The organism is Mammaliicoccus sp. RAM2 (assembly GCF_045897195.1).
In the GTDB taxonomy this organism is placed as follows: Bacteria; Bacillota; Bacilli; order Staphylococcales; family Staphylococcaceae; genus Mammaliicoccus; species Mammaliicoccus sciuri.
In genome coordinates this window covers 173,304-188,557 of the sequence record NZ_JBJNWI010000003.1, presented here as the reverse complement: position 1 = coordinate 188,557, position 15,254 = coordinate 173,304, and the positions used below count along the sequence as shown (strand labels likewise).

The window sequence follows — 15,254 nt, the reverse complement described above, 5'->3', positions numbered from 1 at the left end:
TAGTATGCAAATGACTACAGGACAAGTAGCCAAGGTATGTCATATAACAGTTCGTACAGTACAGTATTACGATAAGAAAGGAATTGTCAGTCCAAGTGAAACATCAGAAAATAATAGAAGATTATATACAGAAGCGGATTTGAATCAATTAAAGATTGTGTTGATTTTGAAAGATATGAATTTTTCTTTGAAAGAAATTAAAGCTTTGTTGAAATCAAATGAGTCTATCAACACACTCAATGTACTGTTAAGTGAAAAAATCATTGAGCTAGAGGAAAATATTCGAAACGAAAGTGACCAATTGAAACAAATTCAGTTTATTAAAAAGAATATAAATGAAGAAAGCGAATATCCAGTATCTAATATCTTGAATTTAAAAAATAAATCTAAAAAGCATCAACTAATGAAAAAATTTAGAAGTAAATTTATGTTTGTATCTATGATTGTCGGTATTGGCCAAAATACAAGCATTGCCATGGCGATAACAAAGAAAAAATGGAAGCCAGTTATCATCGTTTATCCGTTCGTACTATTGTATGCAGCATTTGCCGTTAAAAAATATTATGCTGTTGTAAGTTACTTATGTCTAAATTGCCAAAATGAATTTAAACCGATTTTCTCAGAATGGTTCAAATCTAATCATACTTATCAAACAAGAAAGCTATTATGTCCACATTGTAATGTAGAAAGTTTTTGTATCGAGACACATGAATAATAGTAGAATTCGATTAATAGAGTCGCGTAGTTAAAGAAGATTTGAGAGATAAGTATAGAAAAATGGGGAAGTCATGGCTTAAGTACTGAATAAAGCCAAGAGATGGTCCAAGTCATGGCTTAAGTACTGAATAAAGCCAAGAGATGGCCCAAGTCATGGCTTAAGTACTAAATAAAGCCAAGAGATAGGGCAAGTCGTGGCTTAAGTACTGAATAAAGCCAAGAGATGGCCCAAGTCATGGCTTAAGTACTGAATAAAGCCAAGAGATGGTGAAAGTCTTGGCTTAAGTGCCGAATAAAGCCAAGAGATGGCCCAAGTCATGGCTTAAGTATGGAGTAAAGCTAAGAGATAGGGCAAGTCGTGGCTTAAGTACTGAATAAAGCCAAGAGATGGCCCAAGTCATGGCTTAAGTACTGAATAAAGCCAAGAGATGGACTAAGTCATGGCTTCATACCTATATTACCCACAACTTTCACCAAACTCACATATCTTAATGCTCTTATCACCGCCATCCAAACCATCCCCTCATTCTCCGGTATAAAATTTTAAATTGACTAATCTTGAGTACAATGATAGGATTAATAAAAATAATAAAAGACTCTTATCAAGAGTGGCTGAGGGATGTGCCCTATGAAGCCCAGCAACCTTCTATTTGGAAAGGTGCTAATTCACATAAAGTTTGTCTAAACTTTTGAAGATGAGAGGAGGTTTATCTAACTTTCTCTAATTTTTTTAGGGGAAGTTTTTTTATTTTAAATTTTATTTTGGAAAGAGGCGTGTATACATATGAGGAAACTCGTAAAGTTCGTTAGTTTTATCGGTATTATTTTATTATTATCTGCGTGTGGGAAATCTAGTGGAGGTGAAAATACAAAGATTACGGTAGCAGCTTCTCCGGCTCCGCATGGCGATGTAGTTGAACATGCGAAGGAAAAAATGAAAGAAAAAGGTTATGACTTAGAAGTTAAAACAGTAAACGACTATAAAGTGCCAAACAAATTATTGGATAAAGGTGACGTCGATGCAAATCTATTTCAACATGTGCCTTACTTAAAAGCTGAAAAAGCAACACATGGATATAAAATTGAAGAGGTAGGAAAAGTTTTCACAACGCCAATGGGTGTTTATAGTAAAAAACATAAAGATTTGAAACACTTACCTGATGGCGCAACAATTTACGTGTCTAACAACCCAGCAGAAGAAGGAAGATTTTTATCATTCTTTGTTAATGAAGGATTGATCAAAATAGATCCAAAGGTGAAAATTGAAGATGCTAAATTTGATGATATTATAGAAAATAAAAAGAATTTGAACTTTAATAACAAACAAGGCGCAGAATTTTTACCTAAAACATATAACAGTGGTGAAGGTGATTTAGTGATTATGAATTCAAACTATGCAATTGATAATGGACTGAATCCAGTAAAAGATTCGATAGCAATTGAAGATAAATCATCACCATTTGCGAATATATTAGCTGTAAAAGAAGGTCATAAAGATGATAAGAAATTCCAAGAACTTCTGAAAGTACTTCAGTCTAAAGAAATGAAGAAATATATTAAAGATGAATATGGTGATAATGTTATTCCATATGAAAAAGAATAATACATGAGCCCAGGCATATGTCTGGGTTTTAATTTTATATATTTGTGTATTTATTCACAATGAAATAATATTATAAATCTTTAAAATTTATGTTGTAAGCGTTTCCTGTTTGTGCTATATTCAACTTATTAATAAATAGAGTCATCATATGACCGCATGAATTTGAAGGGAAATTAATTAAGAAAGTTGGATATTTATGAAAGAAAAAAGAACTAATATAAGATGGTTTTTTGCAATTGCATTCTTTATTATAGGAATTATCGCATATATGGATCGTTCAAACATCTCTATTATCGCCGGACCTATGATGGAAGATTTAAATATGAGTAAAGCTCAATTCGGGCTATTAGCATCATTCTTCTCACTTGGTTATGCTTTAATGCAAGTACCTTCAGGAATATTAGCTGAAAAGTTTGGTCCTAAGAAAATGTTAACAATCGCATTATTATGGTGGAGTGCTTTCACAATTCTTACAGGTATTGTGAAAAATCATGGCTTACTATACTTTGTACGTTTCTTATTTGGTGTAGGTGAAGCGCCAATGTATCCATCAAATGCTGTATTTAATAGTTACTGGTTTAATAAGAATGAAAAAGGTCGTGCATCTTCTGCATTATTAGCAGGTTCATACTTCGGTCCAGTAATAGCACCAATTGTTACAATCGCAATTATGAACGCGTTTGGTTGGCAAGCAGTATTCTATATTTTCGGATTAGTGGGTATATTAATTGCGATTTTATGGGTAATTATTGCTAAAGATTTACCAGAGCAACATAAAATGGTTAATGAAGCTGAAAAAAGATTTATTATGGAAACACGTGACGTTGTAAATACAGGTAAAACAACTGCACCTTGGAATGTATTCTTCAAACGTTTCAGTTTCTATGCAATTGCTGCACAATATTTCGTTGTACAATTTGTCATTACATTATTTTTATACTGGTTACCTACATATTTACATGAACAATACCATGTTAATTTTAAAGAGATGGGCTTTATCGCTGGTGCACCTTGGTTAGCAATGTTTGTAATAATTATGTTAGGTGGTACAATTTCAGATAAAATTTTATCATTAGGGAAATCAAAATTTGTAGCTAGAAGTATAATTGCTATATTAGGATTCATAGTATTTTGTATTTCGTTATTCTTCGCATTAACTACAAATAATTTATATTTATGTATAATTGGTTTTTGTATTTGTCTAGCTGGAGTTGGTGCATCAATGGGTATGAGCTGGGCAACTGCTACAGACTTAGGTCGTAACTTTGCTGGAACTGTTTCTGGATGGATGAACTTATGGGGAAATATTGGAGGATTTTTAAGCCCATTTTTAGTAGGACTATTAGTTGATAGAATAGGTTGGAATTCTACGTTACTATTGATGTTAATACCTGCTGTCTTCGCAATCATCATGTGGTTCTTTATTAAACCTGACAATCCTTTAGTAAAAGAAGAAAATGTATAATATTTTAAGAGTCTAAGGCACATTATGTGCTTTGGATTCTTTTTTATAACAAAAAGTTTAGGTTACCCTAATTAAAATGTTTACAAATTAGATAAATAGGTATATCCTCTTGATATAGAGGTGTTAGAAATGGACAAAAGTTTAGAAGAAATTAATAGTACGGTCTCTTTTGATGCTGAAGCAAATGCTTTTAGAAAGTTCCTAATGTATTTAGGTCCTGGTTTGCTTGTAGCAGTCGGATATATGGATCCGGGTAACTGGATTACGTCAATGTCTGGTGGGGCTCAGTACGGTTATATATTATTATTTGTGATTTTAATATCTAGTTTATCTGCAATGCTGTTACAAAGCATGTGTGCAAGATTAGGTATAGCAAGTGGGATGGATTTAGCACAAGTTACAGAGCATATGACTAATAAGTCTTTAGGCGTATTTGCTTGGATTTTAGCAGAGTTAGCAATTATGGCAACTGATATTGCTGAAGTAATTGGTAGTGCTATTGCTTTAAATTTACTGTTTAACATTCCATTGACTTTAGGGGTAACGATCACAGTATTAGATGTTTTACTTTTACTTTTAATTATTAAACTCGGATTTAGAAAAATAGAAGCAATTGTAGGTGTACTTATATTTACAGTTCTTATTATCTTTATGTTTGAAGTGTATCTATCTTCACCTGATGCTGGTTCCTTAATGGCAGGATTTTTACCAAGTTCTGAAATTGTTACGAATAAAGGCGCTTTATACATTGCGTTAGGTATTATTGGTGCAACGATTATGCCACACAACTTATATTTACATTCATCAATTGTTCAGTCTAGAAATTATGAAAGAACAGATAAAGGTAAAAAAAGTGCGATTAAATATGCAACAATAGATTCTAATATTCAATTAACAATTGCGTTTATCATTAATTGCTTATTATTAGTATTAGGCGCAGCATTATTCTTTGGTAGTCATGAAGCTTTAGGTAGATTCTTTGATTTATATGATGCTTTAAGTCACTCTCATGTAGGCGGTGCTATAGGTGGCGCTGTTATGAGTACACTGTTTGCGATAGCATTATTAGCTTCAGGCCAAAATTCTACAATAACAGGTACTTTATCAGGACAAATTGTTATGGAAGGTTTCTTAAAAATTAAACTTAAACCATGGGTACGTAGAATCATTACAAGAGTTATCGCAGTTATACCAGTATTTCTATGTTTGTGGTTATATGGATCAAGCGATACAAAAATAGAAGATTTATTAATTTTCACACAAGTATTTTTAAGTTTAGCTTTACCATTTAGTATTATTCCATTAATCATGGCGACAAGTAATCCAAAGATCATGGGTAAACAATTCGTCAATAAAAGATGGGTTAATATTATATCTTGGATACTCGCAGTAGTTCTAAGTGTCCTTAATATATATTTAATAGTAGAAACAATATCAGAATTTATGTAATTTATAATAAAGCCAAGGCAAATGATTTTATTGCCTTGGCTTTTTCTCTGCGTCTATTAATAATTTGATGGGACCTGTCGAATTAAGTGTGATTAATCTTTGTGCCATTTCATCAGGTGGGGTGTCTAATGCTCTAATGACCCATCCTTGTATCATACCTGCATAAGCCGCCGCAACATATTCAGCGACAATGTCTTTATCTAATATCATGTCATTTTGAACGCCAGTATCTTCGAAAAAGATAATATATCTTTGATGAATATGATTTTTAAGCAAAATATAGAAATTAGGGTAGTGTTTGAACATCGTTTGATAGAAAAATGCGTTGTGGGATATATGGCTAAAGATATTATTAGCAATATAGAATTGTGATTCGCTAATGCTGTGATGTTTTAAATAAAATTTATAAGGCTCACCGAATAGTAATTGAAAGTAACTTGATATCGTATGAGACGTTAATGCATCAATTGATGGATAATGTCTATAAAACGTTGAACGATTGATTTGAGCTTCTTCACATAACTGTTTAACTGTTATGGACTGAATGCTCGTTGTATTTAAACATGTTAACAATGCATTCTGTATTTTGTTTCTGGATTGTTTTTGTTTCTTGTCCAAATCATTCACCTTCTTATGAATGCAACATAATTTGAAAATGTGTTGCTTTTCTCATTTTACACACATTGTTTTTTTAAGTCGAACATTTTTATAATAATAATATGAAAAATATTGGAGGAGAACATATTGAAACAAGATGCCGAAATGTTGAAAGAAACGTTGTTAAATAATAAACAGAATAGAGTAACTGACGATCACTTTGATTTAAATGCAGCTTTAGAAGAAATTCTTAATTCAGTTGGTTATACGACTGCAGATAGTGGTGGCAACGTTACATTCTATGGTAAAGATCCAGTGTTACCAAGTACATTACGAATTGCCGGATTAGCAGGATTGGGATTGGCAGCTAAATCAGTCGCTTTAGCTCATTTATGGCAAGTTCGAGGTGGTAAAGGACAAGATATTCATGTCGATATTAGAAAAGCATTAAAAAGGTTATCCCCTTTTTACGAACGAAAATGGGAAACATTAAATGGATTTCCAGCAAAAGGTCAAGAAGATCCACATACACCATTTAGATTTAATTTTTATGAAACGAAAGATAATAGATGGGTAATGCCATTAAACCCTTATCCAAATGCTAAAGAACATGTATTGGATTTATTAGATTGTCGAGGAACGAAAGAAGCGGTTACTAAAGCGATTAAACAGTGGAATGGTAAAGAATTAGAGGAATCGGGTTCTAAAAAAGGTATCGTGATGCCGCTCGTACGTTCTGTTGAAGAGTTTGTTGAAGAAGAACAGTTTAAATATATTGCAGAATCAGAACTGATTGAAATTAAGAAAATAGGAGAATCTGAACCGATACCATTCACTGAGAACCCAGAACAACCATTAAGTGGTATAAGAGCATTAGGAATGGGGCATGTTATAGCAGGAGCAGGACTAGGTAGAGGTTTAGCACTTCATGGAGCGGACGTACTCAATGTATGGCGACCAACTGAGTTAGAAGTAGAAACAATGTATTTAACTTCTAATGTCGGAATGCGTTCAACTTATTTAGATATCACAAATCAACAGTCACATAGAGATAAATTTGATGAATTGTTAAGTGATGCAGATATATTCTTCATCAATAAAAGACATGGATTTATGGAAAAATATAATGTGACAGCTGAAGCATTAGCAGAGAAGAAATCCGGTATCATACATGCGTCTGTTAATTTACATGGACATGCAGGACCATGGTCAGATAGAAATGGATTTGATCAGACGGCAGGAAGTGTCACAGGTGTTATGAGTTTAGAAGGAACAGATGAACAACCCGCATTGCCACCAATTGTCGTTGTAAATGATTACGTTATTTCATGGTTGTTAGAACTCGGTACAATTAAAGCATTAGAAAGACGAGCAGTAGAAGGTGGTAGTTATAGTGTGTCTGTATCATTAAGTAAAGTGTCTGCGTATTTAATGTCTTTAGGTATATTTGATAAAGATTATGCACAAGAAGTAGCAAATAGTAATGAAGAACATCGTGCAGTAGCGCCAGAACAATTTGAAGCAGAAACACCACTTGGAACTTATGTAGGTGTGACAGATCAAGTAGAAATGAGTGAAACACCAGGACATTACGATACAGTTTTGATGGTCAGAGGATCAGATAAACCAGCTTGGAAGTAGAAATTGGTTGAATTTAGTTTGTTAGGCGTGTCACTAGGGACAGAATTCCGAGAAATGTCCGTAAGAGGTGCTGTTAGGGACAGAATTCCGAGAAGTGTCCGTAAGATGTGTCGTTAGGGACAGAATTCCGAGAAATGTCCGTAAGAGGTACTGTTAGGGACAGAATTCCGAGAAGTGTCCGTAAGAGGTACTGTTAGGGACAGAATTCCGAGAAGTGTCCGTAAGAGGTACTGTTAGGGACAGAATTCCGAGAAGTGTCCGTAAGATGTGTCGTTAGGGACAGAATTCCGAGAAATGTCCGTAAGATGTGTCGTTAGGGACAGAATTCCGAGAAATGTCCGTAAGAGGTACTGTTAGGGACAGAATTCCGAGAAATGTCCGTAAGAGGTACTGTTAGGGACAGAATTCCGAGAAGTGTCCGTAAGAGGTACTATTAGGGACAGAATTCCGAGAAGTGTCCGTAAGAGGTACTGTTAGGGACAGAATTCCGAGAAGTGTCCGTAAGATGTGTCGTTAGGGACAGAATTCCGAGAAATGTCCGTAAGATGTGTCGTTAGGGACAGAATTCCGAGAAATGTCCGTAAGAGGTACTGTTAGGGATAGAATTCCGAGAAATGTCCATAAGAGGAGCAGTTAGGGACAGAATTCCGAGAAATGTCCGTAAGATGTGTCGTTAGGGACAGAATTCCGAGAAATGTCCGTAAGAGATGTCGTTAGGGACAGAATTCCGAGAAATGTCCGTAAGAGATGTCATTAGGGACAGAATTCCGAGAAATGTCCGTAAGATGTGTCGTTAGGGACAGAATTCCGAGAAATGTCCGTAAGAGATGTCATTAGGGACAGAATTCCGAGAAATGTCCGTAAGAGGTACTGTTAGGGACAGAATTCCGAGAAATGTCTCTAAGTGAGCGCCCACCTAATTACCAGAATTCGAAATAATGATAGTTAGTCCAACATAATCATACAAAAATAAGCATATCACTTTGTTTTCTGAGTTTCTCAGATAAGTGGTATGCTTATTCGCTTATTTATAGAATTCTTCAGCTACGAATAGGTTCTATTCTTTGCTTGCACTTACTTTAATATCTGAAGGGCCGGCTAATAATGGTTTCACACTTTTAATAAATTGTTGGAAGTGTTCGCTATTATTATGTGTTTCTATAGCTTCTTGGCTTTCCCAAATTTCATACATTAAATAAGTATTGTCTGACTCAGTTGATTTGAAGTGTTCGTAACCGATATTTCCGGTTTCTTGTCTTGATGATGCTACTAAATCTTTAATCAATGCTTCATATTGTTCAACTGCTTGTGCTTGAACTTCAAACTTCGCATTTATGATTAACATAAGATAACCTCTTTCTCTCTATCAATTTGATTTCTATATTTGAATCATGACAGAAAGCGATAGAATTGTAAATTTTGAAATCTTGGAATTGAAAATTTTATTTGGTTCTTAATTTTGAGTGTCTTATTCCGTACGTAAAGTACATGATAATACCTAAAATAAACCATATAATAAATGCAATCCAAGTTGTACGTGTTAAGTTTGTCATCAGGTATAAACAGATTATAAAGGATACGATTGGTAATACGGGATATAAAGGTACATTAAAACCTTCTGATGGTAATGATCGATTTCTTCTTAAGAACAGAACGCCTATTGAAACTGTACAAAATGCAAATAATGTACCGATATTAATTAGTGAAGCGAGTTCCGATAAAGGTACAAGACCTGATACGATTCCCATAGATAACGTGAGTATGACAGTATTTTGTACGGGTGTTTGTTTTTGATTCGTTTTAGAGAAGACTTTTGGTAGTAAACCATCTCTACTCATCGCGAATATTAAACGCGTTCCACCATAAGACATGACGAAGATAACTGTTGTCATACCAACGATTGCACCTACTGACAGGAATCCAGCTATCCAATTTTGATTAATGGATTGTAATGCATATGCAACTGGTGCACCGACACCTTCTAAATTTTGATATGGTACGACACCTGTAAGTACAGCTGAAACAATAATGTATAAAATGGTACAAATCGTTAATGCACCAATAATTCCGATTGGCATGTTCTTTTGAGGATTTTTAACTTCTTCAGCTGCAGATGATACTGCATCAAATCCAATATACGCAAAGAACACCATTGAAGCACCTGTTAACACACCATTGAAACCAAATGGTAAGAAAGGACTCCAATTATCAGGTTTAACATAAAAAATACCTACTATTATAAAGAGTAGGACAACCATTATTTTGACAATAACCATAATATTATTGATACGTGTAGATTCTTTTACGCCAATAATTAATAATGCGCCAATGATCATAATGATAATAAATGCTGGTAAATCAAAATAATGACCACTAGATGGGTCATATGAACCAGATAATGTTTTTACAATATGGATATTCATACCAGATAGTAAATTAACGACGTATGAAGACCAGCCACTTGCGACTGCTGCGATTGCTAAACCATATTCAAGTAATAATGCCCAACCTAATATCCATGCAATACCTTCACCAAAAACATAATAACTATATGTATAGGCACTACCAGCTTGAGGAATTTTTGATGAAAATTCAGAGTAACATAAAGCTGCTAAACCGCATCCAATTGCAGCGATAATAAATGAAAGCATAATTCCAGGTCCAGTTATTGTTGAAGATATTTCACCAGGTAAAATAAAAATACCACTACCAACAACAGCTCCGACTCCAAGCATGGTTAAATCAAAAGCGCCGAGTGTTTTTTTAAGTTTTTTATTTGATTGAGAAGAAAGGTGTTCTTTCTTCTTGAAAAATTGATTCATGTTGCACCTCCGGCAGACAATTATACAGAGATTTGTCTAAAAATTCTATATGTTTAAATAATTCAATTAGTGTAATTTTGTCTTAAAAAAGGAATTATTATGTATTTAATTTGAAGATTTAGTGAATTATAAATAAAATATGATAAAAGTTATAAAAAAATTAAATTACGAACAGACTGTTTGACTCAATTCATAATCATGTTTAATATTTACAAGCGTAAAGTAAGTAATTACTTTTTATAAATGAGGAGGATAATCCATGAAAAATGAACAAATTGTATTAGCTAAAAGAACTGAAGGTATCCCTCAAGATGATGTATTTCGTTATGAAGAAATAGAAGTGAAAGAACCAAATAATGAAGAAGTGTTATTAAAATCAATATATGTTTCTGTAGATCCATACATGAGAGGACGTATGAATGATTCTAAAAGTTATACGCAGTCTTATGAATTAGATAAACCATTTAACGGCCATATCGTTGCAGAAGTCGTTCAATCAAATGCTTCTGACCTTAAAGAAGGCGATATTGTAACAGGTATTTTACCTTGGCAAAAATATATAACAATCAATGAAAAATATGTTACTAAAATTCCATCAAATGAAGTACCGTTATATCTATACTTAAGTGTACTCGGTATGCCTGGTATGACAGCTTATCAAGGACTCTTGAAAATTGGTAAACCTCAAGAAGGAGAAACAGTTGTAGTTTCAGCTGCATCCGGTGCGGTTGGATCTGTCGTAGGACAAATTGCTAAGTTGAAAGGTGCGCACGTAGTAGGTATTGCAGGTGGATCAGAGAAAGTAAATTACTTAACTGAAACATTAGGTTTTGATGAAGGTATAGATTATAAGAAAGATAATTTTGCTGAGGCATTAGAACAAGCAGTTCCAAATGGTATAGATGTTTATTTTGAAAATGTTGGCGGTGCACTTTCAGATGAAGTGTTTAAACATTTAAATAAATTTGCACGTATACCAGTTTGTGGCGCAATTTCTTCATACAATCTTAAAGGCGAAGACATTGGACCACGTATTCAACAAACATTGATTAAAAGCCAAGCATTGATGCAAGGATTCATTGTTGCACAATTTAATGAAGATATTAAAGAAGCAAGTGAACAGTTAGCACAATGGGTACAAGAAGGGAAAATTAAATCCGAAGTTACAATAGACGAAGGGTTTGATCAAATTCCAAATGCATTCCGTAAGTTATTTACTGGTGATAATTTTGGTAAACAAGTTATAAAAGTAGCTGAATAAAAAATGTGAAATCAGTTTAGGATGAACATATCCTAAGCTGATTTTTTTATGCCTCATTTAGACGAGTATAATCTAACAAAAAATGACAAAAATATCCATTTGTATATTCCTAAAATTTTGATTAGATGGTATAATTTTGAATTGACAAATGATAACGATTATCATTATCGATTTTAATTTACGGGAGAGATGAATATGACAACACAACACGAGCACAACAAGAATCGTTCAACAATTAAGAAGCAACATCATTTTTCTATTAGAAAATTGTCGGGAGGAATAGCTTCTATTGCTATTGGTGCGACTCTATTTTTGGGAGCAGGTCAAACAGCTAATGCAATGGAAGATAAAGTTGATACAGTAAATGAAGCGGCGGCTACTACTGAAGATAGTCAAAGTGAGCCAGTAGCGGCAGACGATGCTTCGGCTGCTGAAACAGCAGAAGCACCAGCTGCAGAAAATGTAGTTAATGAAACAGAAAGTAATGACGGTGTAACTGAAGAAATTCAAGGTTCTGATGCGACTGACTCATCAGATGTAAATGCAGATGATGCAAGTGCAAATAGTGTATCTGCAGACGATTCAACTGCAGATGATGGAACAACTTCGGGAGAAGAATCTGAAGCAAAAGAAGAATCTGATACAACAGATTCAAGTAATGAAACACGCCTATCTCATGAAGATGAAACACTAGAATCAGCCGTTGGATCTGATGAAGCGGAAGACAATGCAACAACTGAAGCGACTACCGATAAAGAGGAAAGTGCTGTATCTGAAGAAAATGAAGCACATGACTTTGGATTTATTGTAAAGAAAGAAGCAGAAGATGCAAAATCAGTAATGGATGATTATTTAGAACATCCTTCAAGAGTAAGCCATGAAAATGGAAAAACATTTATTAAGTTCACATTATTACGTCCTGAATTCTGGAAAAATTTCGAATTATATAATGGTGAAGAAAAACTTAATATGACAACATTAGAAGAAAATGATGATAAACGTGTTGTTAAAGTTGAAGTACCATCAGGCGTTTCAGAACTTACATCAAAAGTACATATCGTTGTACCATTTATTAATTATGATAACAAATATACAACACGCGTTATTTTTGATGAAGCTGTTCCAGAAGCACCAAAAGTAGAACCAGAAGCACCGAAAGAGGAAACACCAAAATCTGATACAGAGGCACCTAAAGCAGATCAAGAGCAAACTTCTAAATTAAGAGAAGGTGTTAAAAACAAAGAAATTCATAATAAACCAGTTGATGGTGAAAAACGACCAATTAACTTTAAAGTTATTAATCCTAAAGATAATTCAGAAATGTTCTACTATAGTGCTATGATTAAAGATCCGGCAAATATTGTTTTTGATGGTGATCAACCTCTTCTAGAATTACGAGTAGATGCACCTTCTACATGGCTTGAGTTTGATTTATTTGATGGCGATAAAAAGTTAGACTATGAAGTTGTTTCATATGATACTAATAACGAAGTAGCAACTATAAGAGTTAAAGTTAATAAAAATACGCAAGAATTAAAAGTAAAAGGGACTGCACTTGCACTTGATAGTAAGACTGAACTTGAACTTGGTCATATAGTATTTGATAAACTAATAACTAAAGACGCATCTAATTATGCCACGGCAGATGATTATAAGAAACAGAAAGATAGAGAGAAATATGATAAAGCTATTACTTTAGAAGATAAAGTTCGTGAGCTAGAGAAATTAATCAATAAAGTTTCTGATGAAGAAAAACCACAACTTCAAGAAGAATTAAAAGGACTTAAAGATAAATTAGCTAAAGAATTAGAATCTGCAGTAACAGAATTTGAAAAAGCACCAGTTACAAATGTAGATACTTCAAAAGCGAAAGACAGAAACTTTAAAGTATTACATAGTTCTAAGGAAGATCAATCTCATATGGACTTTGAAGTTGAACATCCTGCTAAAGTAGTTGAGCATAACGGTAAGAAAATGTTAGCCATTACTTTAAAACATGATTCAATGTGGAAAGATTTCCAAGTTGAAGGTGAAGATGGTTATAAACGCCCAATCACAATTAACAAAGATGGTGAAAAAGATACAAGAACAATCTTGTTCCCAATTGTAGAAGGTAAAGATTTCTATAATGCAATCATTAAAATTCATTTAATAACACCAAATATTGATTACGAAGGTTCATACCATGTAAGAATTAAAGACTTAGGAGAAGCTACTGACAATACAGAACCAAGTCCGGAGCCGACTCCAGAACCAAGTCCGGAACCAACACCGGAACCAAGTTCGGAGCCAACTAATACAGACGGAACTACTGTATCTGCAGACAATGAAGGAGAAGACTTTGGTTTCGTTGTAAAAAAAGAAAATAATGATTCAACTTCAATAACAGACCGATTTTTTGAACATCCTTCAAAAGTAAGCCATGAAAATGGAAAAACATTTATTAAGTTCACATTATTACGTCCTGAATTCTGGAAAAATTTCGAATTATATAATGGTGAAGAAAAACTAAATACAACAATATTAGCAGAAGATAGTGAGAAGCGTATTGTGAAAGTTGAAGTACCATCAGGTGTGACATCACTAATATCTAAATCACGTATCGTCAATCCTTATGATAATACTGATAAAGAATACACAACACGTGTTATTTTTGATAAAGCTATTCCAGGGGTATCAGTAGTAGAACCGGAACCAAGACCGGAACCGACACCAGAACCAAGTCCAGAGCCGACTCCTGAACCAAGTCCAGAACCGACACCAGAACCAAGTCTGGAACCAACACCAGAACCAAGTCCGGAACCAAGTCCAGAACCAACACCAAGTCCAGCTCCAGATAATAAACAAGAGCCAACAAAAGATCAGCCATCAACAGCAACACTGGATCAAAAAACAGCTCCAACAACTGATCAAAAACAAGAACCAACTAAAGACCAACAACCAACAGTTAAACCAGATCAAAAAGCTGAGCCTGTTGTTAATGTAAGCACTAAATCAACAACTAAACCAGCAAAAGAACAAGTTAACACAAATAAAGAAGAACAAAAATCAGTTGAGCCAGTAGCAAGCAAAGATAAAGTTGAAGCAACAAAACAAGAACCAAATAAAGAAAAAGCAGAAACTGAATCAACAAAACAAGAATTAAGTAAAGATAAAGCGACAACTGAGCAACCAAAAGAACAAGCTAAGAAACAAGAAAATAAAAATGAATTACCAAATACAGGTGAGCTTGATAATACACAATATGCATTATTTGGATCACTTATAGCTGGATTAGCTTCATTGTTCTTCATAGGTAGAAGAAAAACAAAAAATAGTAAATAAAAATGAGACCTAAATAATAGTCTCGTATCATGCCAACAAAGTCACAACTGTGATTTTGTTGGCATTTTTTATAAGCAGTTCTGGCTGAAGGTGCAAATACTGATACCGTTACGAGCAGTTTTGGCTGAAAGTGCAAATACTGAGTGTGTTAGTTACACTTTAGCCGAGTTTTGTAATTAAGGCTATCCATAGTAACACTTCGTTCGAGTTTTGTAACTAACGCCCCCGTTATGAACAAGTTAGCCAGAAGTGTTCACAAGAGCCCTTACCACACTCATTACCAATAATTCTCCTCATTTTCCTCATATTTCTGCTATAAATTCATCTTGTATATTAATGCTATGAGGAGGATAATAATGTTTAAATATAGAAAAT

Annotated in this window: 10 protein-coding genes and 1 riboswitch; of the genes, 7 read left to right on the top strand and 3 right to left on the bottom strand. The window is 34.0% G+C overall.

The window, feature by feature from the left end; all coding sequences use genetic code 11:
- Nucleotides 1-4: 4 nt before the first annotated feature.
- The 4 genes from ACJTHF_RS06035 (at nt 5) to ACJTHF_RS06020 (ending at nt 5,234) form a co-directional block, all read left to right on the top strand.
- A complete protein-coding gene (locus tag ACJTHF_RS06035; RefSeq protein ID WP_232156888.1) occupies nt 5-715 on the top strand; it encodes a MerR family transcriptional regulator in 711 nt (236 codons plus the stop codon).
- A gap of 598 nt (nt 716-1,313) precedes the next feature.
- Nucleotides 1,314-1,419: riboswitch (SAM riboswitch) on the top strand.
- Nucleotides 1,420-1,501: 82 nt separating this feature from the next.
- The gene (locus ACJTHF_RS06030; protein ID WP_078355234.1) at nt 1,502-2,320 is read left to right on the top strand and encodes a MetQ/NlpA family ABC transporter substrate-binding protein; all 819 of its coding nucleotides are present in this window, start codon (nt 1,502-1,504) and stop codon (nt 2,318-2,320) included.
- A gap of 196 nt (nt 2,321-2,516) precedes the next feature.
- A complete protein-coding gene (locus ACJTHF_RS06025) occupies nt 2,517-3,785 on the top strand; it encodes an MFS transporter (RefSeq protein WP_107602977.1) in 1,269 nt (422 codons plus the stop codon).
- Between the two features lie 129 nt (nt 3,786-3,914).
- Nucleotides 3,915-5,234 carry an Nramp family divalent metal transporter gene (locus ACJTHF_RS06020; RefSeq protein ID WP_048540826.1) on the top strand — a complete coding sequence of 440 codons (1,320 nt, stop codon included), beginning with the start codon at nt 3,915-3,917 and terminating at the stop codon, nt 5,232-5,234.
- A 27-nt stretch (nt 5,235-5,261) separates the two neighbouring features.
- Here the strand turns inward: ACJTHF_RS06020 and ACJTHF_RS06015 are convergent, their stop codons facing one another.
- Complete coding sequence (locus ACJTHF_RS06015; RefSeq protein ID WP_142242764.1) at nt 5,262-5,852, bottom strand: TetR/AcrR family transcriptional regulator; 591 nt, start codon at nt 5,850-5,852, stop codon at nt 5,262-5,264.
- Between the two features lie 126 nt (nt 5,853-5,978).
- Between ACJTHF_RS06015 and ACJTHF_RS06010 the strand changes: the two genes are divergently transcribed.
- Nucleotides 5,979-7,472: a CoA transferase gene (locus tag ACJTHF_RS06010; RefSeq protein ID WP_232156877.1), complete on the top strand. Its 1,494-nt coding sequence runs from the start codon at nt 5,979-5,981 to the stop codon at nt 7,470-7,472.
- Between the two features lie 1,057 nt (nt 7,473-8,529).
- Here the strand turns inward: ACJTHF_RS06010 and ACJTHF_RS06005 are convergent.
- Together ACJTHF_RS06005 and ACJTHF_RS06000 are read right to left on the bottom strand one after the other, a co-directional pair.
- Nucleotides 8,530-8,817, bottom strand: a complete 288-nt coding sequence (locus ACJTHF_RS06005; RefSeq protein ID WP_058592180.1) for a putative quinol monooxygenase — start codon at nt 8,815-8,817, stop codon at nt 8,530-8,532.
- A gap of 97 nt (nt 8,818-8,914) precedes the next feature.
- A complete protein-coding gene (locus ACJTHF_RS06000) occupies nt 8,915-10,294 on the bottom strand; it encodes an amino acid permease (RefSeq protein WP_078355231.1) in 1,380 nt (459 codons plus the stop codon).
- Nucleotides 10,295-10,553: 259 nt separating this feature from the next.
- Here ACJTHF_RS06000 and ACJTHF_RS05995 point away from each other — a divergent pair, with 259 nt between their 5' ends.
- Entirely contained in the window at nt 10,554-11,555 is a 1,002-nt protein-coding gene (locus tag ACJTHF_RS05995; protein WP_048540835.1) for an NADP-dependent oxidoreductase, read from the top strand.
- Between the two features lie 195 nt (nt 11,556-11,750).
- Nucleotides 11,751-14,879, top strand: coding sequence for an NEAT domain-containing protein (locus ACJTHF_RS05990; RefSeq protein WP_232156875.1), 3,129 nt, complete (start codon nt 11,751-11,753; stop codon nt 14,877-14,879).
- Nucleotides 14,880-15,254 lie beyond the last annotated feature (375 nt).